Origin of the sequence: Bradyrhizobium sp. 6(2017) (assembly GCF_011058295.2) — a bacterium.
GTDB classification, from domain to species: Bacteria; Pseudomonadota; Alphaproteobacteria; order Rhizobiales; family Xanthobacteraceae; genus Bradyrhizobium; species Bradyrhizobium septentrionale.
In genome coordinates, this window is record NZ_CP049289.2 from 9,781,985 (window position 1) to 9,802,628 (window position 20,644).

Below are 20,644 nucleotides of genomic sequence, written 5' to 3' on the forward strand. Positions count from 1 at the left end.
TTTCCGGATCATGCTCTGCGGCGCGACAGCCGAATGTCCGATCAGGACTCTTTCTTGGCCTTCAGGACCTGGCGGCCCTTGTACATGCCGGTCTTCAGGTCGAGGTGGTGCGGGCGGCGCAGTTCGCCGGAGTCCTTGTCCTCGACATAGGTCGGGGTCTTGATCGCGTCAGCCGAACGGCGCATGCCACGGCGCGACGGCGAGGTTTTTCTTCTGGGAACGGCCATAACGGTGTCCTCTAGGGGTGTTGCGGAGGCATCGTCCGAAATGGGGACGAGCGCACAGCGCTTCAAAGCGCCAGCTGCGATGCCGGTAAGGCCGCGCTTATAGAGGAAGGCACTGCGTAAATCTAGGGTCCGATACGGTAAAATCCGCCCGAAATCAGCCTCAGGAGCCGCGATTTTCGCGCCAGCAGCGCTCCACCGCATTGCCCCGGGCCATATAGGTCCCGGACAGCCTGCGGACCCCCGGACCCGGGTTCCGGGCGCTCCGTTTCACCGGATTCGGCAGGATCGAAGCCATCAGCGCGGCCTCGCGGGCTGACAGCCCGGATGCCGACCGGCCAAAGGCATATTGGGCCCCGGCTTCGGCGCCAAACTGCCCGGACGGGCCCATTTCGGCGATGTTGAGGTAGATTTCGAGGATTCGCTGCTTGGGCAGCACGAAATCGATCCAGAGCGCCAGCGGCAGTTCCAGCCCCTTCCGGATCATGCTGCGGCCGGGCCACAAGAACAGGTTCTTTGCCACCTGCTGGGTGATGGTCGAGCCGCCGCGCGCCGCCTCACCATCCCCGGCGTCGTCGATCACCTCGCGCAGCGCGCCCCAGTCGACGCCCCGGTGCTTGCAGAAATGGGCGTCTTCCGCGCCGACCACGGACCGCGGCAGATAGGGCGACACGGCGCCGAAATCGATCCAATGCCGCGTCACCGGGGCCCCTCGCAGGGTCCGCCACGCCATCAGGGCCGAGACCGGGTGGCCGGTGCGGTAGAACGGCGTCACCAGATACGGCAGCACCAGCAGGGCCAGCAAAAGCAGCAATAAAATTCGGACGATGCGCAAAACGAGGGTTTCCGGGGAGAACCTCTCCAGGAAGGATTTGGGCCCCGCCCGCCAGGACACGGCCGGCGCTGTCAGACGTCTGTGGGATAATTCACGGTTTTTCCAGCACTTTTAAGGCGCGAATCCGTCGCAGGGTGGAATTGACGAAGCCGATGCCATCAACGATTGTCCGGCCGAAAATCGATCTGGAGCAATTCTTAATGACGACCGGTACTGCAGAGTTTTCCAAGCGGCTGGACCAGACCGCGGAGGATACCGAAGCCCTGCTCGCGAAACTTTTGTCCGACGCGATCGAAACCGACGAAATCGTGCGCCCGAAGCGGCTGATCGAGGCGATGCGCTATTCGAGCCTCGGCGGCGGCAAGCGGTTGCGGCCGTTCCTCGTGGTCGAGAGCGCGGCGGTGTTCGGCATCCCGCGCGAAGCCGCCCTGCTGGTGGGCGCCGCGCTCGAATGCATCCACTGCTATTCGCTGATCCACGACGATTTGCCGGCGATGGATAATTCCGATCTGCGCCGCGGCCGTCCGACCCTGCACAAGGCCTATGACGACGCGACCGCGATCCTGGCCGGCGACGCGCTGCTGACGATCGCCTTCGACATCATCACCCGTGATGCGATCCACAAGGATGCCCAGGTCCGCTTGCTGTTGACCCGCGCGCTGGCGCGCGCTTCCGGGATCGGCGGCATGGCCGGCGGCCAGATCCTCGATCTCGCCGGCGAAGGCCGCTTCGGCGACCGCGAGCCGGTCGACGTCGCGCGGCTGCAGCAGATGAAGACCGGCGCGCTGCTCCGCTTCGGCTGCATCGCCGGCGCGATCCTTGGGCAGTCCTCCGAGAGCGAGTATCGGGCACTCGACGATTACGGCAAAGCGCTCGGCGAAGCCTTCCAGATCGCCGACGATCTGCTCGACGTCGAGGGCGACGCCGCCGCGCTCGGCAAGCCGGCTGGCGCCGACGCTGCGCTTGGCAAGACCACCTTCGTCACCCAGCTCGGCATCGATGGCGCCAAGCAGCGCGTGCGCGATCTGCTGGCGCGAGCCGATGCCGCATTGTCGATCTTTGACGGCAGGGGCGACGTGCTGCGCGCGGCAGCCCGCTTCGTCGCCGAGCGCAAGAACTAACCGAAAGCACAGCGCGAAATGGACAAGGAGTTCACCGACCGCCTTGTTCGCTTCCGCAAGCTGCCGATGCCGGTCCGCTTGGTGGTGGGCCGGCCGCGCATGTTCGGCTCGATCGCCTTCGGCATCGTGGTAGCATTGCTGCTGCCGGGACCGGCACGCCTCGTCACGCATCTGCTGGCCGGCTGGGACGCCTTCGCCGTGCTCTATCTCGTGCTCGCCTATGTGATGATGCTGCGCTGTGACATCGGCCACATCAAGCACAATGCGATCGTGCAGGACGACGGGCGCTTCCTGATCCTGCTGCTGACCGCACTCGGCGCCTTTGCCAGTCTCGCCGCCATCATCTCCGAACTCGGCGCGGCGAAGGACAATCCGTGGGCGCTCGCGGTCGCTGTCGGCACCATCGCGCTGTCATGGACGGTGGTCCACACCGCGTTCTCGCTGCACTACGCCCACGACTTCTATCGCGGCAAGACGCCCGGAGGCCTGCAGTTTCCGAGCGGGGACGAGCATGCCGCGGCCGATTATTGGGACTTCGTCTATTTCTCGTTCGTGATCGGCATGACCGCGCAGGTCTCCGACGTCGGAATCACCGACAAGATCATCCGCCGCACCGCGACCGTGCACGGCGTCATCTCGTTCGTGTTCAACACCGCGCTGCTGGCGCTGATGGTGAACATCGCGGCGAGCGCGATCTAGCCGACACAGCCTAATCGACGGTCCCACCGACGCGCTCCTGCCCGGCCAAGACAATGGCATGGACCATGCCATCCTGACCGCTAGTCGACGAAACAGACCTGCGGTTCGGATTTGGCTGGTCACGATATTTCGGGCACGATCGGGGGAACGAGAACAATGCCACGGAGGACGTCATGCAGGGCGCAACCGCACCGGTTCTATCCGCCCGATCCGGCACGATCGGCCGCATGGCCAGAAACCTGCTCGCCCTCGCGCTGCTGGCCGGCTGCACCGCAGGCTGCGGCATGGTCGACGCCGTGTTCGACGGCTTCAAGCACGCAAAGGCCGTGGAGGAAGATCTCCTTGCGGCAGTCGGGGTCAAACCCGGGGTTGCGTTCAACTGGCGCAATGGCCGGCTCACATCGGTGACCGTCACCTTCCCCAGCCTGCTGCAGGACAAGCCGCTGCAGGAACTCGCCGACCCGGCGCGCAACTCGGTCGACAAGGAGTTCAAGCAGCGCGCCGACAATGTCGTGCTCGCCTTCGCGTTGGGGCCATCCAAGACGGACTCGGCACACGCGGACCAGCCTCAGGGCACGAACTGAGGTGGCGCGGATTTATTCCGCGCCTTTGGTGACGTGCCCCTGATATTGCGGCAGGTCGTCTGATATCGCGTACCACGGCGCCTTGGAGCCGACGAAGATATGCGCGGTCGGCCGGATCGCCGGCGCATCGCGCAGCGTTCCCATCGTGACATGGACATAGGCGCCGTCGCGCACCAGCGAATAGAGCAGCGAGCCGCAGCGGCCACAATGCGCGTCGTGGGTCAGCTCATCGCCGTAGATCATGAGACGATCGGCGCCGCTGACGACGGCGAATTTTTCACGCGCGATTCCCGCGAACGGCTTGAACGCCGATCCCGTGGTGCGCCGGCAGTTCGAACAGTGACAATTCAGCGCATAGGAAAATGCATCAGCCACCTCGTAGCGCACGTCGCGGCAGAAGCATTCGCCCGTCAGGATGCGATCGTTCGAATTTGCAGATGCGGTCACGGCTTTCTCCTCACGCGGAATTTTGCCGACGGCCATGGCGCAATCCGGTGGTTCATGGCTAAATCCTAGCAGACGAAAACCCCGCCGGGAGGACCAACCCATGAGCCAAGATCGATCCAGCGTCGAAAATGTCGTGCAAACCTATTTCGACGGTCTCTACGAGGGCGACGCCGACAAGCTTGCCGCGGCCTTTCATCCAAGCGCCGACCTGCGCTGGGTGGAGAAGGGCGAGCTGAAGGTTCTGACCGTGCCGGACTGGCTTGCCTGGGTGCGCAAGCGCCCGTCGGGGAAGGCCGAGGGCAAGGCCCGCGAGGATTTCATCGTGACCATCGACCGCTCCGACGACAACACCGCCTTCATCAAGGTGCGATGCCAGCTGCCGCCGCGCTATTTCACCGACTATTTGGTGGCGATGAAGCTCGCCGATGGCTGGCAGATCGTCTCGAAGTCGTACCGCTACGACCTGCGGGACTGACCGGCGGACCCGCCGTATCCCCACGACGCCTTTGTGACACACCCAGCGGTCCGGCTCCGGCCGGACCGCATTGACTGCCGGTGGTTTCCGGGCGAATTGAGCCCATTATGGAAGCCAAGTTTCAGATTTTTCTCACCCTGCTCGGCGTGCTGGCGGGAACCGCCCTAGTGGCGCGGCGGACCGACATCGCGCCGGCTATCCTGCTGCTGCTGACCGGCGTCGTGCTCGCCTTCGTGCCGGGCATGCCGTCGCTGGAACTGCCGCCGGAGCTGGTGCTTCTGGTGGTGCTGCCGCCGCTGATCTATTCGGCGAGCGTCGCGATGAGCTGGCGCGAGTTCAAGGCCAATCTGCGACCGATCATCCTGCTGTCGGTCGGCTGCGTTATCTTCACCGCCTTCATGGTCGCGGCCGCGACCCACTATCTGATCGGCCTGCCCTGGAGCGTCGGCTTCCTGCTTGGCGCGATCGTCGCGCCGCCGGACGTGGTCGCGCCGCTGGCGATCGCGCGCAAGCTCGGCCTGCCCCGGCGCGTCCTGGTGGTGCTCGAGGGCGAAGGGCTCGCCAATGACGCGACCGCGCTGATCCTCTACCGCTTCGCGCTGGCCGCCATCACCACCGGGCTGTTCTCGCTGCCGAAGGCGACCGGCACCTTCCTCGTCATCGTCGCCGGCGAGATCGCGTTCGGCACGGCGATCGGCTGGCTCAGCCTGCGCGCCCGCCGCCGCGCCAGGGATCCGCAGGTTGAGATCACGCTGTCGCTGATCACACCCTATCTCGCCTACTGGATCCCCGAGCATTTCGGCGGCAGCGGCGTGATCGCAACGGTTGCCTGCGGTCTCTACATGAGCTGGAACGGACCGCTGTTGATCTCGGCCGCGACGCGCCTGCAGGGCATCTTCTTCTGGGACCTGGTCATCTTTCTGATCGAGGGCCTGCTGTTCCTGATGACCGGCTTCCAGATGCGCTCGCTGTACGAGAAGTCGAAGTCGTTCCCGCTGCACGACATCCTCACCGCCACCGTGCTGGTCGCCGTCATCGTCATCGTCGCGCGCTTCCTCTGGGTGTTTCCCGGCACCTATCTGCCGCGCTGGATCAGCCGGAGCATGCGCGACCGCGATCCGCTGCCGTCGTGGCGGGCGGTGTTCGTGGTCGCCTTCACCGGCGTGCGCGGCGCAGTGTCGCTCGCCGCCGCGCTGGCGCTGCCGCTGACATTGCCTGGCGGAGACGCCTTCCCGTATCGCGACCTGATCCTGTTCGTCGCCTTCGGCGTGATCTTCGTGACGCTGGTCGGGCTCGGCCTCGGATTGCCGCCGGTGGTGCGCTGGCTCGGCCTCGCCCGGGACGGCCGCAACGAGCATATCGCCGAGCACGAGCAGGAGATTGCGGCGCGGCGCGAGGCGCTGAACGCCGCGCTGAAGTCGCTCGACGCCATCACCGACGACCGCGAGCTCTCCGACGAGGTGGTGAAGCTCTTGCGCTCGCGGCACGAGATCCGGTTCAACCAGCTGCCCGATACGCTCGACCCCGAGAAGCACGACGTCTCCGCCGCCGGCACCGCGCTGACGCGGGAGCTGATCTCCTCCGAGCGCAAGTTCATCCACATGCTGCTGCGCGACGGCAAGATCACCGACGAGACCAGGCGGCGCATCGAGCGCGACCTTGATCTGGAGGAGGCGAGCCTCTCCAACCGGGAGTATCGCAGGATTCCGTTGTAGGTTTGCGTCGTCCCGGGCAAGCGAAGCGCGACCCGGGACCCATAACCACAGGACGCTGTTGTTGCGCGACGCTGTGGTCCCAGCTCGCTCCATCCCCACGTCCTGTGGTTATGGGTCCCGGCGTTCGCCGGGACGACGGCAACCCCTACTCCGCCGCGGCGTTCTGCCCGGGGCCGCCGACGAACCCTGCGGGATCGCCGAACCGTTCGATCATCACGGCGGTGAGGTCCTTGGTCTTGCTGGTGACGCAGGCGCCGGAGCGCACGGTGTAGCGATCCTGGTGCGCGACATGCGGCGGCGCCTCGCCCTTCTGCAGCGCGCGGGCCGCCTCCATCATCAGCTTGCGGAAATGCATGATGCCGAGATCGGTCGGGCCGAGATGCTCACGGGTGCGGTCGGCGATCGGGCCCTGGCTGTCCTGCACCGCGGCGTCCTGCTCGGAAACGCCCTTGATGCCGGTATAGCTCTTGGTCCGCTGCAGCTTGCGGTCGATCAGATAGTCGTTCGCCTTGTTGCGCAGAGGCACGTAGTTCTCGTCGACCACCGCCATCACGCCGTTGCCATTGGCGTAGCCCTCACGCTCGGCGTCTGTCAGCGGGCGATGTGGATTCCAGGCGTAAGTGTAGATCCAGCAACTGGTGTCGCTGACCGGCACGAAGGTCTGGCCGAACATGTTCTCGCCCGGCATCGAGCTCGGCGCGTAGCTGTGGAACGGCATCAGGAATTGGGCGATGCGCCAGTAGATATTGTCGCTGCGGGTGAGCCGCCCGCCCGCGACCGTCAGCCCGGCTTCATGCGGATTGATCTTGATCACGGGGCGCGGATCCTCGGCGATCCAGCGCATGTGGTCGGTCGCGACCCGCGTCAGCGGGTTCACGAAATGCTTCTTGATGTCGAGGATCTCGTTCTCCTCCTTCTCGAAGGAGAGATGCGCGAAGGTGAAATGCGCGGTGTCGATCGAGCCTTCCACCGCCTGCACCCAGTTGCAGTCCTGCCACTTCTTGGTGACGAAGCGGTGCGAGGCCGGCAGCAGTGCCATCTCCAGCGCCGGCAATTCGGGCATCGCCTCGACAGGGCCCATATAGGCCCAGATCATCTCGCCCCATTCGCGCACCGGATAGGACTTGATGCGGATCAGATCCTTTGCATTGAGGTCCGGATACGATGTCGGCATGTCGACGCAGCGGCCGTCGGTGTCGAACTTCCAGCCGTGATAGACGCAGCGGATGCCGCATTCCTCGTTGCGGCCGAGCCAGAGATTGGCGCCGCGATGCGGGCAGTATTGATCGATGACGCCGACCACGCCTCTGCTATCGCGGAAGGCCAGCAACTCCTCGCCCATCACCACGATCTTCTTCGGATCGCTGTCCGGCTCCGGGAGTTCTTCCGACAGCAGCACCGGGATCCAGAACCGGCGCAGGAGCTCGCCCATTCCCGTCCCCGCACCTGATTCGGTGAGGAATTTGTTGTCTTCGGCGCGAAGCATGGACGACCTCCCGATTTGTTTTGTTGTTTTGCAGGGCGGGTTAGCCGAAGGCGTAACCCGCCATCTTTCTCGCAAGCACAATGGCGGATTACGCTTCGCTAATCCGCCCTACAGCCTCGGCAATCTCCTCACACCGGCCGTTCTCCCTTGACGGTCACGCGGGTGCCGGAGCGGGTGTGCGGCCAGTAATCCCACATCGCGCGGTGCTGGGCGCAGCGATTGTCCCAGAACGCGATGGCGTTCTCGGTCCAGCGGAAGCGGCACTGGAACAGTGGGTTCTCGGCGTGCTGGTAGAGATAGGCCAGCATGGCGTCACTCTCGTCGCGCGGGATGCCGACGATGAAGCGGGTGAAGCCGCGGTTGACGTAGAGCGACTTCTTGCCCGTCACCGGATGGGTGCGGACCACCGGATGCTCGGCGCGCGGATATTCCCGTTTGTCGGCGACGCCGTAATTCGCGTACAGCCCACGATAAGTCTGCTCGCCGTCATGCAGCGCGGTCAGCCCGTCGAGATAGGCCTTCATGCGATCCGACAGCGCCTCATAGGCGGCGTACATGTTGGCGAACAGCGTGTCGCCGCCGCGCGGCGGGCATTGCTTGATGTAGAGGATCGAGCCCATCGGCGGCTTGAGGTCGCAGGACACGTCGGTGTGCCAGCCCTCGCCGTTGGCGCGTGGTGAATCCTTGTCGGCATAGATCTTCATCAGCGCCGGATCGCCCTCGTTGGGCGCGGCGGGATGCACATGCAGCTCGCCGAACTTGCGGCCGAAGGCGAGATGCTGGTCGGGGCTGATATGCTGGTCGCGGAAGAAGATCACGAGGTTTTCGGCAAGCGCGCGATGGATCTCGTCCATCTGGCGGTTCGAGCGCGCATCGTCAGAGACAAGCTTGCCGATATCGACGCCGGAGATTTCCGCGCCGATAATCGGCGTCAGCTTCTCGACGCCGATGGTCTCATAGGGCTCGGATTGGTCGGCGAGGTGGCGATAGCGCGGACCCTGCTTGCCGGACAGTGAGCTCATGGGCCTTCTCCCGATCGTTCTTGATTGGGAGACATGGTAACGCGCGTCGGTGGAAGCGCAATCTGCACCGCAAACATATCTGACAAGCCAACGGGTCGGCGCGAAGCGCCGCCCGATGACAGGCTCCGCGCAGATCCGGGACCCATAACCACAGGACTGTGTTTTGCGAAGATTCGTAACCCGCATCTCGCGCCACAACCACCGCCTGGGGTTATGGGTCCCTGCTCCCGCGCGCAATTGCGCACTAGGCAGGGACGACGGTTGAGTGTGGGTCACGAGCGGAGTGAAGCTACTCCGCGGCGCCCGCGTGCTCTGGCACCTTGGCACCCGCGCCGTACTTCTGATCGATGTAGTCGATCACCAGCGCCTTGAAGTCGGCGGCGATGCCCGGACCGCGCAGGGTGCGGAACTTCTTGCCGTCGACGAAGACAGGCGCGGCCGGCGCTTCGCCGGTGCCGGGCAGCGAGATGCCGATATTGGCGTGCTTGGATTCGCCAGGGCCGTTGACGATGCAGCCCATCACGGCGACGTTGAGCTCTTCGACGCCCGGATACTTGGTCTTCCAGGCCGGCATCTCGTCGCGGATGAAATCCTGGATCGAGCGCGCCAGCTCCTGGAACGTGGTCGAGGTGGTGCGGCCGCAACCCGGGCAGGCCGCGACCAGCGGCACGAAGGTGCGGAAGCCCATGGTCTGCAGCAATTCCTGCGCGACCTGCACTTCCAGCGTGCGGTCACCGCCGGGCTCCGGCGTCAGCGAGATGCGGATGGTGTCGCCGATGCCCTGCTGCAGCAGGATGCCGAGCGCGGCCGAGGACGCCACGATGCCCTTCGAGCCCATGCCGGCCTCGGTGAGGCCGAGATGGATCGCGTAATCCGAGCGGCGCACGACTTCCTGATAGACCGCGATCAGATCCTGCACGGCGGACACTTTTGCCGACAGGATGATCCTGTTCTTCGGCATGCCGAGCTCTTGGGCACGCGCGGCCGACAGCAATGCGGACTGCACCATCGCCTCGCGGGTCACCGCGCGGGCGTCGCGCGGATTCGGCAGGGCGATGTTCTCGTCCATCAGCTTGGTCAGCAGCTCCTGGTCGAGCGAGCCCCAATTGGCGCCGATGCGCACCGGCTTGTCGTTCTTGTTGGCGATCTCGATGATGTCGGCGAACTGGGTGTCGCGCTTGTTCTTGAAACCGACATTGCCGGGATTGATGCGGTACTTGTCGAGCGCTTCGGCGCAGGCCGGATACTCGGCGAGCAGCTTGTGGCCGATATAGTGGAAGTCGCCGATCAGGGGCGTGGTGATGCCCATCTTGCGCAGGCCGTCGCGGATGTGCGGCACGGCGGCAGCGGCCTCCTCGCGATCGACGGTGATGCGCACCATCTCGGAGCCGGCGCGGGTCAAGGCCGCGACCTGGGCGATGGTGCCCTCGATGTCGGCGGTGTCGGTGTTGGTCATCGACTGCACGACGATCGGCGCACCGCCGCCGACGGCAACGTTGCCGACCATGACTTGCGTGGTTTGGTGCCGCGGCGCGGGGCCGGCGACGTCGTCGTCTTGCGGCAAAATCTCGGGCTTGTTCATGGCGTCTCGAATATCAGGTTTTGGTGACATTCACCAAGGGGGCGATAGGCCACGCGCGCGGCAGGCCAAACGGTCATGTTTCGGAGTGAATTCAACAGCTTATGGCGCCGATTGAGGCCAAAGGCAAGCCATGCAGCGGCGTCCTGCATGATCCGCTATATTGGGCCGAATTGGGGTGAATCAAAGGGCAAAGTGACAGCTTTTCATGTGACCTTGAGCATCTCCTTTGGTTTGAGCATGATCTTTTCGAAAAACCGGTACCCACTTTTTCGGATCATGCTCTAGCATCGTCTTAAGATCATTCCGGGAGGGCGCGACATGGCCGGCCATAGCGAGCTGATCAGCACGGCGGAACTCGCCGACATCCTGACCCGACCGGATCTCCGCCTGTTCGACTGCACGACCTATCTGGAGCCGGCCGCCGCCGGCAGCGGCGTCCCCTATATTGTCGTCTCGGGTCGCCAGACGTTCGAGGCCGGCCACATCCCCGGCGCGAATTTCCTCGATTTGCAGGCCGAATTCTCCGATGCCCATACCGAGCTGCGCTTCATGATGCCGCCGACACCCCAGCTCGAGGCCGCGTTCGGCCGCCACGGCATTTCGGCCAACAGCCGAGTGGTGCTCTACTCGATCGGCACCGCGATGTGGGCGACGCGGTTCTGGTGGATGCTGCACTCGCTCGGCTTCGAGGGTGCCGCGGTGCTCGACGGCGGCATCGACAAATGGACCGCCGAGGGACGCGACATCGAGACGGGGCTCGCCGGCGGCTATCCGCCGGCCACGTTCTCGGCGCGGTCGAAGGACGGCATGTTCGTCGACAAGCATGACGTGCTCGCCGCGACCACGGAGAGCGACACCGTCATCGTCAACGCGCTCGGCCCGCAATTCTACAAGGGCCTGGAGCCGAGCCGCTACGGCAGGCCCGGCCGCATCCCCGGCAGCGTCAGCGTGCCGGCCGCAAGCTTGATCGATCCCAAGCACAAGACGTTCGTACCGCTGGCGGAAGCCGAAGCGACATTCGCCGCGCAGGGCATCAGCAAGGACAAGCGCGTCGTCGCCTATTGCGGCGGCGGCATCTCCGCGACCATCGACCTGTTCCAGCTGCATCGGCTCGGCTACGACAATCTCACGCTCTATGACGGTTCGATGGGCGAATGGGCGAAGGATGCGTCGCTGCCGATCGAGGTGGGGTAGCGAGACGCCTACAGCTCTCTCCACTCGTCGTCCCGGCCTAGTGCGCAATTGCGCACTAGGCCGGGACGACGGTGAGTTTGTTGCGCCACTTGTGAGTCGCACAACTTGCTGAGTTGCCCGTCGGGATATTTTTTGCAGGGCGCAGCGGGACTGCCCAGCAATCACGCTGACTTCTTGACGATCTCGAAGCCTCGGGCCGCCAATTCCTTCAAGATGTTCTTTGCCAGATGGGAGCACTCATCCGGCTTGATCCAGCAGGCACTCCGCCAATCCGGATCATCCTCCTTGGAATATGCGGTGAACGCGGACCGGATTCCGGCTTCGATTGCATCGGTGGCATCGACTGGCATAAGCGCGCCTCCACGGCATCCCTCGCATCGGACACCTCACGTTAGTGGCGATGTTGACGTAGATCAACAACGTCCGGGCTCGTGACATCCGATCGGCCTGGTGCAATCGCGCCTGAAGGCTGCAAAATGCGCCTGAAGGAAATAGAGAAACGTAAATCTTCGCCGCTAGGCTGCCGCCGTCTGCCCGGAGATGGTCATGCAAGCCACCGCTTCGATCGCCACCTGCTTCAGGAAATTCGCCGATTTCAGCGGCCAGGCGTCGCGCGCCGAGTTCTGGTGGTTCTTCGGCTTTTGCCTGCTGGTTCTGCTCGCGGCACACCAGTTCGACAGCGCGATCTACGTCGCGATTGCGATGGCGCAGCCGCTGTTTGCGGTGACGGCCCGGCGTTTCCACGACAGCGGCCTGACCACCGGGCTCGCGGCGTTCTTTGCGGTCGCGCCGTTCGCCATCTTCTACTTCTTTGCCGCGATCCAGGATCGCGTCGAGGCCTGGTTTGGCGTTCACGTGCCGTATGGCCTGATCGCCGCCTTCCCGGCGACCTGCGCCTTTGCCTTCTCTGGTTTCTGTTTCCTCGCCGCGCTCGCAAGGCGAAGCCAGCCGACCGCTTCGACGGCACACCCGGGGGCCGGCGCTGGTTCATCGGGGACCGTTCCGCCTGATGCGGCCGTAGTCGCGAGGCAAGAGGCGGAACGCAAGGTCTCCCGTTTTTCCAAAGCCGTCATGGCCGTATTCGCCATCCCGCCGGATGGCGGGACACAGGCCGTCGCGGACAAGGCCGACCCTGGCGTCACTGCCGCGTGCAACATCGTCGTCGATCTCTGCGCGCGTTACGCACACGGCATCTCCTCGCCGCCCTTCGACGCGCTGTTGTCAGGGACCGGGGCGCGACTTGAAGCCGCCGGCTGGCGCGTCATGCCGCACGGCGGCGCGGAGATCGACCTGAACCATCGGGCAAGCGTCAGCGCAAGCACGCGGCCGACCTCCGCAAGCAGGCCGGACCAATCGACGTCGACAGCCTCCTGCAGCAGGAGAGAGCGCAGTTGCAGGCGGCCGAAACGGCCACGCCGGAGCAGGATCGAACGGCGGCCTACTACACACTCCACGGAGCGGATGCGGATGCATTCATCGCAATCGAGAAGCAGCGCCAGGACTACAACACCTATTTCAGGATACGCCTTTGCCTTGGCGATAGACACGGGCGGGCGGCGATAGAGGCATTGCGCTCGTCGACGCTCTACCAGGCGTTCCGTCACGCGTTCTCCGATGGCCCGCCGACCTACCCGGCGTTCGGCCAGAGGATCATCAAGGGCTATCAGCCGATCCTGTACCGGGATGGGCTCGGCACTTCACTTGACGTCACCGATCTCGGCGCCGGCAGCGCGAAGATGCTGTCCGACCGCGGCCTGCATCACCCGGCGGTCTATGTCGATTTCGAGATGCATGAGCGGATGATGTAGCGAGCTGCGGCATTAACCATCCGCGCCAGTTCCATGCCGGAACACCGTACTGATCCGGATTTCTGGCGAGCCAGGACGGTCGTAATACAATCTCTGCCGGCACGACCGTAATTTGCAGAGCATTTTTCACGTTTGGGTTTTTACAGGGCAATTTCAACCGGCAGAAAAGGACCGTCCATGTGACGGTCCTTTTCGATTCAGCGGCCCGTCGAACTCAAACGTCAGGGAAGCACCGGCGGAAGAGTTCCCTCTCCCCTTGCGGGAGAGGGTTAGGGAGAGGGGTGCCACACGACGTGCGCTCTCCGTACTCGTTATGACGACAAGCGAACAAGTCGCGAAAGCGATGCGTTCATCGATCAGCTGGCCCGGGGCCACCCCTCTCCCCACCCTCTCCCGCAAGGGGAGAGGGAGCCTGAGAAGCGTGCTCACCTCACCATTCACGCCGGCACGTTCGGGTCCGGCGTCACCTTCGGGTCGGGCTTGTTGACGAGATAGAGGCCGGCGATCACCAGCAGCGCGGCGACGCCGAACACCGGCGTCAGCGTGTCGTGCACGATGAAATAGGCCGCGACCACGCCGAACAGCGGCGTGATGAAGGTGAAGGCCGACAGCTTGCTCGCCGAATAGGTCTTCACCATCGCAAACCAGATCACGAAGGTGCAGCCCACCACCCAGACCGCCTGATAGGCGAGCAGCGAGAGCGAGAGCGCGCTTGGCACATGGTCGATGCGCTCGCCCGCGATCCAGGCGGCAAACCCGAGGATCGGAATCGAGATCGCGACCTGGTACCCGAGCGCCTTTTCCGGCGCGGCCTGGCGCAGGCGCGTGCCCTTGGCGACCAGCGTGGTCGCGGCCCACAGCGCGCCGCCGCCGACCACCATGAGATCGCCGAGCAGCACCTTGGCGTCGACATTCGGTTGCGGCACGCCGATCGCGAGCGCGACGCCGGCAAAGCTCAGCGCAAGGCCACTCCATTGCACGGTGGAGAGACGCTCGCCGAGGAACTGGTGCGAACCCAGCGCGACGAAGAACGGCGCGGTGTAGAGAAATACCGAGGCGCGCGACGCCGAGGTGAAGACCAGCCCGGTGAAGATCAGCACGAATTCGCAGCCGAACATCAGCCCGGCGATCACGCCGGGCAAGAGCGAGCCGTCGCGCTCGAAGAATCTGACGCCGCGCAGCCAGCCCACGATCAGCATCACCGGCAGCGCGCCTGAGGAGCGGATCATCGCCTGCAGCATCGGCGGCACATCGGGCAGCGCAAGCTTGACCGCGAGCTGGTTGAAGCCCCAGCTGACGCACAGCATCAGCATCACGGCGATGGCGCCGGGCGGCAGCCCATGGCCGACGCTGACGGGCCTCGTGACGTGGGCAGTGATCGCTTGGGTCGACATGTTTCCTCGCGGGCCGGCTTGGTGCCGTGTTGTTGCTTGTGGATCTAATCGCTCAACGCTGCCTCACCTCTCCCGCTTGCGGGGGAGGTCGCTGCGCTCGAAGAGCGCAGCGGGTGGGGGCTCTCTCCACAAAACGACTCGCGGTGACACCCCCACCCCAGCCCCCCCCCCCGCAAGCGGGAGAGGGGCAGAGCATCTTCGCGGTGATCGCCTGCCTCAATCGCATCCGCGCATCACGTCTTCTGGCAATGCGCGCAGGTGCCGGCGATCTCGACGACGGACAGTTTCGGGATGAAGCCCGAGGCCCGCGCCGCAGCCGTCAGGCTTTGCGCGACCGGTGCGGCCGGGATCTCGCCGACCGAGCCGCAATGGTCGCAGATCAGGAACGCCACCATCGAGGCTTCGTCATGGTCGTGCGCGCAGGCGAGGAAGGCATTGCGGCTCTCGATGCGGTGCACGAGGCCGTTCTCCATCAGGAAGTCGAGCGCGCGGTAGACGGTAATCGGTGCCGGCCGCGGCATCGTCTTGGCCAGCTCGTCGATCACCTCATAGGCGCCGAGCGGGCGATGGCTCGACAGCAGCGCCTGCAGCACCTGACGCCGGATCGGGGTGAATTTCTGGCCGCGGCGCGCACAGACCTGCTCGGCATGCGCCATCGCGTCCGCGGCGCAGCGGCCGTGGTCGTGGTCGGGGGCAGGAAAGGTCGGCTTCGCGAGGCTCATACCGCGTTAAGATAGCATTCCAGCCCGCGTTCCCAAAGCCCGCCAGCCTTGCCGGCCCGCAGCCATGTGCGCAACGCGGGGCAGCCTCCCGTTAACCTGGCATGCAGAATTCATAAGCAAGCTTATTATATCCAAAGCTTATGGAGGCAGGATTTATGCGCGGTTCCGTGGATACGGACTTCTTGTTTACGCTCGGCGAGGTGTTCCGCCTGATCCGCGTCTATGCCGACAAGGAGGCCGCCCGCTACAGCATCACCCGCGCGCAATGGGCCGTGCTGTCCAAAGTGGAGCGCCAGGAAGGGCTGAAGCAGACCGAGCTCGCCGAGCTGCTCGAGATGCAGCCGATCACGCTGACGCGGCTGATCGACAAGCTCTGCGACAATGGCTGGATCGAGCGCCGCAGCGACGACAGCGACCGCCGCGTCAACCGCCTCTATCTCAAGAAGGCCGCGCGCCCGCTGCTCGGCAAGCTGGCCGGCCTGCGCTCCGAACTCACCGCGACCGCACTGGAGGGCATCAGCCCGGCCGACGCGCACCGCCTGCTCACTCAATTGGAATCGATCAAGGAAAACGTTCGCAATGCCATCCAAAGCCCAGCCGGCGAACCCTCCCGAAAGGAACAGCGCTATGGCTGAACCCGTGCTCAAGCTGGCACCCGAGCAGAAGAGCAATCCGGAAACGCCCGCGCCGTCGGGCAAGGCCAGCCGCGCGCCGCGCCGTCGCCTGATGGCGGGCCTGCGGCGCTATCGCCGCACGCTGCTGCTGGTCGTGCTGCCGACCGTGGCTGCGATCGGCGGCATCGTGTTCTATCTCAATGGCGGCCGCTATGTCGGCACCGACGACGCCTATGTCGGCGCGCAGAAGGTGCTGATCACGCCGGAGATATCCGGCAAGATCGACAAGATCGTCGTCAGGGAAGGCCAGCACGTCAGGAAGGGCGACGAACTGTTCGAGATCGATCCGGTGCCGTTCCGCCTCGCGGTCGCGCAGGCCAAGGCCGCGCTCGACCAGACCAGGACCAGCTATGACAATCTGGTCGACAATATCAAGATCAACAGCAGGATGCTCGAATTCGCTCAGCAGAGCATCGAGTTGAAGAAGAAGGACGTCGACCGCAAGTCGACGCTCGCCAAGCAGAATTTTGGCTCGCAGCTCGACCTCGACAACGCGGCGAATGCGCAGGTGACGGCCGAGAGCCTCGCGCAATACATCCGCCAGCAGATCTCCAACGCCAAGACGCAGCTGCTCGGCAATGTCGATCTGCCGATCGAGCAGTTCCCGCCCTACGCCCAGGCCAAGGCCAAGCTCGACGACGCCCAGCGCAATCTCGATCACACCGTGCTGCGCGCGCCGATGGACGGCGTGGCGACCCAGGTCGACCAGATCCAGCTCGGCCGCTTCGTCGCCGCAGGCGCGCCGGTGTTCTCGGTGATCGACGTCGACCATCCCTGGGTCGACGCCAACCCGAAGGAAAGCGACTTCACCTTTGTCGCGGTCGGCCAGCCGGTTGAGCTCGACGTCGACGCGTTCCCGAACCATCAGTTCAAAGGCAAGATCGGCTCGCTGTCGCCCGGCACCGGCGCGCAATTCGCGATCCTGCCGCCGCAGAACGCCACCGGCAATTTCGTCAAGGTGGTGCAGCGCGTGCCGGTGCGGATCTATTTCGACGAGAACGATCCGTTCGTGAAGAAGCTGAAGGCCGGCATGAGCGTCTATGCCACGATCGACACCAACCACCGCCGCACGCTGGCGGGTCTGCTCGGGCTGTCGCCGGCCTCGGCGCACCCGGACCACCAGGACTAACGATCGAATTGGGTTTTTGGTCGAGTTGTCGACCGCAGAGACAGTGCGCCCCCTCTCCCGCTTGCGGGGGAGGGTCGGGGTGGGGGTTCTCTCCACGAGTCTTGTGGAGAGAGCCCCCACCCGGCGCTACGCGCCGACCTCCCCCGCAAGCGGGAGAGGTGATTCCCGACACGTTCGACAAGGCGAGACTGACCTGAATGAATGCACCGTCACCATCCGCCGTACCCGGCATGCGCCGGAACATGGTGACGATCTGCGCGATGACCGCGACGATCATGCAGGCGCTGGACACCACCATCGCCAACGTCGCGCTGCCCTACATGCAGGGATCGCTGTCGGCCTCGCAGGACCAGATCAACTGGGTGCTGACCTCCTACATCGTCGCGGCCGCGATCATGACCGCGCCGGTGGGCTGGATCGCCAACCGCTTCGGCCGCAAGCGCATCTTCATCATTTGCTCGGCCGGCTTCACCTTCGCGTCAGTGCTGTGCGGCCTGGCGCAGGACATCAACCAGATGGTGCTGTTCCGCCTGTTACAGGGCGTGTTCGGCGCGGCGCTGGTGCCGCTGTCGCAGGCCGTGATGCTCGACTCCTACGCGCTGCATGAGCGCGCCAAAGCGATGTCGATCTGGGGCATGGGCGTGATGATGGGCCCGATCATGGGGCCGTCATTGGGCGCCTGGCTGACCGAGACCTATTCCTGGCACTGGGTGTTCTTCGTCAATCTGCCGTTCGGCGCCTTCACGGTGCTTGGCCTTGCAATCTTCATGGACGAGACCAGGCAGGACCACAATCTGCGCTTCGACTGGTTCGGCTTTGGCGCGCTCGCGGTGGCGATCGGCGCGCTGCAGCTCGCGCTCGACCGCGGCGAGCAGCTCGGCTGGCTCGAGTCCAACGAGATCATGATCGAGTTCATCGTCGCGGCGGTCGGCTGCTACTTCTTCTTCGCCCATTCGTTGACGACCGACAGGCCGTTCATCCAGTTCGCGATCTTCAAGGACCGGAATTTTCTCGGCGGCGTCGTGTTCATGACGGTGATGGGCCTCGTGCTGTATTCGACCATGGCGCTGTCCTCGCCCTATCTGCAGAACGTGGTCGGCTATCCGATCATTACCGCCGGCCTGCTGCTGGCGACCCGCGGCGCCGGCACCTTCGTCGCGATGATGCTGGTCGGCCGCATGATGCGCTACATCGAGGCGCGCACACTGATCATCTCCGGCCTCGCGCTGACCGCGGCGTCGCTGTTCCAGATGACCGGCTGGACCGACATGACCCAGGCGAACGAAATCATCACCGTCAGCGTGGTCCAGGGCTTTGGCTTCGGCCTCGTCTTCGTGCCGCTCTCGACGGTGGCGTTCCTGACCTTGCCGAACCATCTGCGCACCGACGGCACCTCGATGCTGACGCTGTTCCGCAACGTCGCGAGCTCGGTCGGCATCTCGATCGTTATCGCGCAGCTGACCGAGGGCGGGCGGCGGATCTACGCGAAACTCTCGGAGCAGATCAATCCGTTCAACCACGCGCTGCAGATGCCTGACATATCCGGCATGATGAACCTCAACACCGATACCGGCCGCGCGATGGCCGACAGGATGGTCGCCGCGCAGTCGCAGATCATCGCGTTCTCGCACGACTACCAGCTGGTGATGCTGTTCATCCTGGTCTCGATCCCGCTCGCGATGATGATCGGCTCAACCAAGGCCGCGCTGCGCAAGCAGTCGGCGCCCCCGGACCATGCCGCGGTGATGGAGTAGGTCCGCGCTCCGACCGCACTGCCGACGTCTCCCCCGGTGTCATCGCCCGCGAAGGCGGGCGATCCAGTACGCCGCGGCCTATCCTGCTCAAGCACTGCTGTCTCTGGAATACTGGATCGCCCGGTCAAGCCGGACGATGACAGTGTGGACCGCGACACCCTCCGAAAGCGCAAGACCCCGCGCCCGCAATCGCGTTGACTTTCCGACCTCGCCTCCCAATACTCCCTGGAAAACAAGCAATACCCGTCACAGCAATGACGGCTTCAGGGGAGGACGCGATGCCGACTTCACGCAGGACGCTGCTGAAGACTTCAGCGGCTGCCGCCGCTGCTTTCAGTTTCGATTGGACACGGGCGCAGGCGCAGGCCGAAACGGTGCGGATCGGCGTGATCTACGATTTGACCGGCCCGTTTGCCGCCGGCGGCTCGGTCGCCTCCTCGATCGGCACCCAGATCGCGATCGATCTCGTCAACGAGAAGGGCGGCGTCGGTGGCAAGTACAAGATCGCGCCGGTCAATGTCGATTCCCAGAGCAAGCCCGATGTGGCGATCAACGAGGCCAATCGGCTGATCGACCAGGAGAAGGTCGACATCCTCAACGGGGTGTTCGCGAGCTCGCACGCGGTGCCGCTCGCCGCCAAGGTCGAGCAGCAGAAGCGCATCCTCTGGATCACCACCGCGGTCTCCACCGCCGTGTTCAAGGACAAGAACCTGCAATATGTGTTCCGCGCGCAGATCCATTCCGACCAATACGGCCAGGCCTTTGGCGGCTTCCTCGCCGAGCACGCCAAGGCCAGGCTCGGCATGGAGCCGAAGGACGTCAAGGTCGCGCTGATCCATGAGGACGGCCCCTACGGCGTCGGCGTCGCCGCCGCCGACGAAACGTTCGCGAAAGAAGCCGGGCTGCAGGTCGTGCTCAAGGAAGGCTATTCGGCCTCGGCGCCCGACCTGTCGGTGCTGGTGACCAAGCTGAAGCGCGCCAAGGCCGACATCATCTCGCATGCCGGCTACAACCCCGACATCACGCTGTTCCTGCGCCAGGCGCGCGAGAGCGGGCTGAAGTTCAAGATGCTGTTCGGCGCCGGCGCCGGCTACAGCCAGCTCGACAAGCTGCGGACGGCGTTCGGCGCCGACATCGACAATTTCTGCAACATCGACCCCGTTCCGGCGCAGCTGCTCGATCCGGCCAAGCTGGCGCCGGGGGTCGGCGACCTCACCAAGACCATGGTTGCGCGCTATCGCGACAAGACCAGCGCCACCGAAGTGCCGCCGCACTGCTCGATGGGTTTTAACCAGACCTGGGTCCTGCTCAACAATGTGCTGCCGGTCGCCAAGGAGAAATATGGCGGCTTCGATCCCGAGGCGATCCGCAAGGCGGCGCTCGACGTCGACATCCCGCCGGGCGGCACCATCCAGGGCTATGGCGTGAAGTTTTATCCGCCGGGCACGCCGATGTCCGGCCAGAACGAGCGCTCGACCCCGGTCGTGATGCAGAACGCCGGCGAGCGCATCACCGTGGTGTGGCCGACCAACATCAGGACACAGGACCCGGTGTTTCCGCTGCCGAAGGGATCGGTGTATGGGGCGTAGGGACGACGTTCAGACTGCGGCGGCAGCGGCGCTGCACCCTCTCCCCTTGTGGGAGAGGGTGGCTTCGATGCAACGCATCGAAGGCGGGTGAGGGGTTTCTCTCCGCGAATGACCTCTTACGATTGCACTCGCGGTGACAACCCCTCATCCGGCGCACTTTGCGCGCCACCTTCTCCCACAAGGGGAGAAG

Annotated in this window: 20 protein-coding genes; 12 read left to right on the forward strand and 8 right to left on the reverse strand. The window is 64.6% G+C overall.

Features of this window, described 5'->3' with window-relative positions:
- Nucleotides 1-41: 41 nt before the first annotated feature.
- Together rpmF and mtgA are read right to left on the reverse strand one after the other, a co-directional pair.
- A complete protein-coding gene (rpmF, locus tag G6P99_RS46480; protein WP_021077536.1) occupies nt 42-227 on the reverse strand; it encodes a 50S ribosomal protein L32 in 186 nt (61 codons plus the stop codon).
- A 160-nt stretch (nt 228-387) separates the two neighbouring features.
- Nucleotides 388-1,059, reverse strand: coding sequence for a monofunctional biosynthetic peptidoglycan transglycosylase (mtgA, locus tag G6P99_RS46485; RefSeq protein ID WP_029079538.1), 672 nt, complete (start codon nt 1,057-1,059; stop codon nt 388-390).
- Nucleotides 1,060-1,259: 200 nt separating this feature from the next.
- Here mtgA and G6P99_RS46490 point away from each other — a divergent pair, with 200 nt between their 5' ends.
- The 3 genes from G6P99_RS46490 to G6P99_RS46500 all read left to right on the forward strand — a co-directional run bounded on the left by G6P99_RS46490 (nt 1,260) and on the right by G6P99_RS46500 (nt 3,463).
- Complete coding sequence (locus tag G6P99_RS46490) at nt 1,260-2,180, forward strand: polyprenyl synthetase family protein (RefSeq protein ID WP_029079537.1); 921 nt, start codon at nt 1,260-1,262, stop codon at nt 2,178-2,180.
- 18 nt (nt 2,181-2,198) lie between these two features.
- On the forward strand, nt 2,199-2,879 hold the full coding sequence (locus G6P99_RS46495; RefSeq protein ID WP_029079536.1) for a DUF1345 domain-containing protein: 681 nt from the start codon (nt 2,199-2,201) through the stop codon (nt 2,877-2,879).
- A gap of 173 nt (nt 2,880-3,052) precedes the next feature.
- Nucleotides 3,053-3,463 carry a hypothetical protein gene (locus tag G6P99_RS46500; protein ID WP_245284580.1) on the forward strand — a complete coding sequence of 137 codons (411 nt, stop codon included), beginning with the start codon at nt 3,053-3,055 and terminating at the stop codon, nt 3,461-3,463.
- A gap of 12 nt (nt 3,464-3,475) precedes the next feature.
- Here the strand turns inward: G6P99_RS46500 and G6P99_RS46505 are convergent, their stop codons facing one another.
- Nucleotides 3,476-3,910, reverse strand: coding sequence for a GFA family protein (locus G6P99_RS46505; protein ID WP_029079534.1), 435 nt, complete (start codon nt 3,908-3,910; stop codon nt 3,476-3,478).
- 100 nt (nt 3,911-4,010) lie between these two features.
- Between G6P99_RS46505 and G6P99_RS46510 the strand changes: the two genes are divergently transcribed.
- Both G6P99_RS46510 and G6P99_RS46515 read left to right on the forward strand, forming a co-directional pair.
- Nucleotides 4,011-4,385: a nuclear transport factor 2 family protein gene (locus G6P99_RS46510; protein WP_029079533.1), complete on the forward strand. Its 375-nt coding sequence runs from the start codon at nt 4,011-4,013 to the stop codon at nt 4,383-4,385.
- A 107-nt stretch (nt 4,386-4,492) separates the two neighbouring features.
- A complete protein-coding gene (locus G6P99_RS46515; protein WP_029079532.1) occupies nt 4,493-6,100 on the forward strand; it encodes a Na+/H+ antiporter in 1,608 nt (535 codons plus the stop codon).
- A 145-nt stretch (nt 6,101-6,245) separates the two neighbouring features.
- Here the strand turns inward: G6P99_RS46515 and G6P99_RS46520 are convergent, their stop codons facing one another.
- The 3 genes from G6P99_RS46520 to ispG form a co-directional block, all read right to left on the reverse strand.
- The gene (locus G6P99_RS46520; protein ID WP_029079531.1) at nt 6,246-7,586 is read right to left on the reverse strand and encodes a Rieske 2Fe-2S domain-containing protein; all 1,341 of its coding nucleotides are present in this window, start codon (nt 7,584-7,586) and stop codon (nt 6,246-6,248) included.
- A 128-nt stretch (nt 7,587-7,714) separates the two neighbouring features.
- Nucleotides 7,715-8,608 carry a TauD/TfdA dioxygenase family protein gene (locus tag G6P99_RS46525; protein WP_029079530.1) on the reverse strand — a complete coding sequence of 298 codons (894 nt, stop codon included), beginning with the start codon at nt 8,606-8,608 and terminating at the stop codon, nt 7,715-7,717.
- A 289-nt stretch (nt 8,609-8,897) separates the two neighbouring features.
- Nucleotides 8,898-10,190 (reverse strand): flavodoxin-dependent (E)-4-hydroxy-3-methylbut-2-enyl-diphosphate synthase, encoded by a 1,293-nt coding sequence (gene ispG / locus G6P99_RS46530; protein ID WP_029079529.1) that lies wholly within the window; start codon nt 10,188-10,190, stop codon nt 8,898-8,900.
- Between the two features lie 318 nt (nt 10,191-10,508).
- On the opposite strand from ispG, the gene G6P99_RS46535 reads away from it, so the two are divergent.
- From G6P99_RS46535 to G6P99_RS46545, 3 genes are all read left to right on the forward strand, one after another.
- Nucleotides 10,509-11,384: a sulfurtransferase gene (locus tag G6P99_RS46535; RefSeq protein ID WP_029079528.1), complete on the forward strand. Its 876-nt coding sequence runs from the start codon at nt 10,509-10,511 to the stop codon at nt 11,382-11,384.
- A 546-nt stretch (nt 11,385-11,930) separates the two neighbouring features.
- A complete protein-coding gene (locus G6P99_RS46540; RefSeq protein ID WP_165126862.1) occupies nt 11,931-12,947 on the forward strand; it encodes a DUF805 domain-containing protein in 1,017 nt (338 codons plus the stop codon).
- A gap of 5 nt (nt 12,948-12,952) precedes the next feature.
- On the forward strand, nt 12,953-13,192 hold the full coding sequence (locus tag G6P99_RS46545) for a hypothetical protein (RefSeq protein WP_165126864.1): 240 nt from the start codon (nt 12,953-12,955) through the stop codon (nt 13,190-13,192).
- 437 nt (nt 13,193-13,629) lie between these two features.
- On the opposite strand, the gene G6P99_RS46550 is transcribed toward G6P99_RS46545, so the two are convergent.
- Together G6P99_RS46550 and G6P99_RS46555 are read right to left on the reverse strand one after the other, a co-directional pair.
- Complete coding sequence (locus G6P99_RS46550) at nt 13,630-14,505, reverse strand: DMT family transporter (protein WP_084518367.1); 876 nt, start codon at nt 14,503-14,505, stop codon at nt 13,630-13,632.
- Between the two features lie 314 nt (nt 14,506-14,819).
- Entirely contained in the window at nt 14,820-15,308 is a 489-nt protein-coding gene (locus tag G6P99_RS46555) for a Fur family transcriptional regulator (protein ID WP_165126866.1), read from the reverse strand.
- A 155-nt stretch (nt 15,309-15,463) separates the two neighbouring features.
- Between G6P99_RS46555 and G6P99_RS46560 the strand changes: the two genes are divergently transcribed.
- The 4 genes from G6P99_RS46560 to G6P99_RS46575 all read left to right on the forward strand — a co-directional run bounded on the left by G6P99_RS46560 (nt 15,464) and on the right by G6P99_RS46575 (nt 20,454).
- Nucleotides 15,464-15,943, forward strand: a complete 480-nt coding sequence (locus G6P99_RS46560) for a MarR family winged helix-turn-helix transcriptional regulator (RefSeq protein ID WP_156928453.1) — start codon at nt 15,464-15,466, stop codon at nt 15,941-15,943.
- Entirely contained in the window at nt 15,888-17,111 is a 1,224-nt protein-coding gene (locus G6P99_RS46565) for an HlyD family secretion protein (RefSeq protein ID WP_334261891.1), read from the forward strand. Before G6P99_RS46560 ends, G6P99_RS46565 begins: the two co-directional genes overlap by 56 nt.
- Nucleotides 17,112-17,308: 197 nt before the next feature.
- Nucleotides 17,309-18,865, forward strand: a complete 1,557-nt coding sequence (locus tag G6P99_RS46570; RefSeq protein ID WP_029079522.1) for an MDR family MFS transporter — start codon at nt 17,309-17,311, stop codon at nt 18,863-18,865.
- Nucleotides 18,866-19,143: 278 nt separating this feature from the next.
- Nucleotides 19,144-20,454, forward strand: coding sequence for an ABC transporter substrate-binding protein (locus G6P99_RS46575; RefSeq protein ID WP_029079521.1), 1,311 nt, complete (start codon nt 19,144-19,146; stop codon nt 20,452-20,454).
- The last annotated feature ends 190 nt before the right edge of the window (nt 20,455-20,644 follow it).

Excerpts from the sequence above, each read along its gene's own strand:
- rpmF (WP_021077536.1), bottom strand. The coding sequence starts at position 227 with ATGGCCGTTCCCAGAAGAAAAACCTCGCCGTCGCGCCGTGGCATGCGC.
- G6P99_RS46490 (WP_029079537.1), top strand. The coding sequence starts at position 1,260 with ATGACGACCGGTACTGCAGAGTTTTCCAAGCGGCTGGACCAGACCGCG.
- G6P99_RS46495 (WP_029079536.1), top strand. The coding sequence starts at position 2,199 with ATGGACAAGGAGTTCACCGACCGCCTTGTTCGCTTCCGCAAGCTGCCG.
- G6P99_RS46500 (WP_245284580.1), top strand. The coding sequence starts at position 3,053 with ATGCAGGGCGCAACCGCACCGGTTCTATCCGCCCGATCCGGCACGATC.
- G6P99_RS46510 (WP_029079533.1), top strand. The coding sequence starts at position 4,011 with ATGAGCCAAGATCGATCCAGCGTCGAAAATGTCGTGCAAACCTATTTC.
- G6P99_RS46515 (WP_029079532.1), top strand. The coding sequence starts at position 4,493 with ATGGAAGCCAAGTTTCAGATTTTTCTCACCCTGCTCGGCGTGCTGGCG.
- G6P99_RS46520 (WP_029079531.1), bottom strand. The coding sequence starts at position 7,586 with ATGCTTCGCGCCGAAGACAACAAATTCCTCACCGAATCAGGTGCGGGG.
- G6P99_RS46525 (WP_029079530.1), bottom strand. The coding sequence starts at position 8,608 with ATGAGCTCACTGTCCGGCAAGCAGGGTCCGCGCTATCGCCACCTCGCC.
- ispG (WP_029079529.1), bottom strand. The coding sequence starts at position 10,190 with ATGAACAAGCCCGAGATTTTGCCGCAAGACGACGACGTCGCCGGCCCC.
- G6P99_RS46535 (WP_029079528.1), top strand. The coding sequence starts at position 10,509 with ATGGCCGGCCATAGCGAGCTGATCAGCACGGCGGAACTCGCCGACATC.
- G6P99_RS46540 (WP_165126862.1), top strand. The coding sequence starts at position 11,931 with ATGCAAGCCACCGCTTCGATCGCCACCTGCTTCAGGAAATTCGCCGAT.
- G6P99_RS46550 (WP_084518367.1), bottom strand. The coding sequence starts at position 14,505 with ATGCTGATGCTGTGCGTCAGCTGGGGCTTCAACCAGCTCGCGGTCAAG.
- G6P99_RS46555 (WP_165126866.1), bottom strand. The coding sequence starts at position 15,308 with ATGAGCCTCGCGAAGCCGACCTTTCCTGCCCCCGACCACGACCACGGC.
- G6P99_RS46560 (WP_156928453.1), top strand. The coding sequence starts at position 15,464 with ATGCGCGGTTCCGTGGATACGGACTTCTTGTTTACGCTCGGCGAGGTG.
- G6P99_RS46565 (WP_334261891.1), top strand. The coding sequence starts at position 15,888 with ATGCCATCCAAAGCCCAGCCGGCGAACCCTCCCGAAAGGAACAGCGCT.
- G6P99_RS46570 (WP_029079522.1), top strand. The coding sequence starts at position 17,309 with ATGAATGCACCGTCACCATCCGCCGTACCCGGCATGCGCCGGAACATG.
- G6P99_RS46575 (WP_029079521.1), top strand. The coding sequence starts at position 19,144 with ATGCCGACTTCACGCAGGACGCTGCTGAAGACTTCAGCGGCTGCCGCC.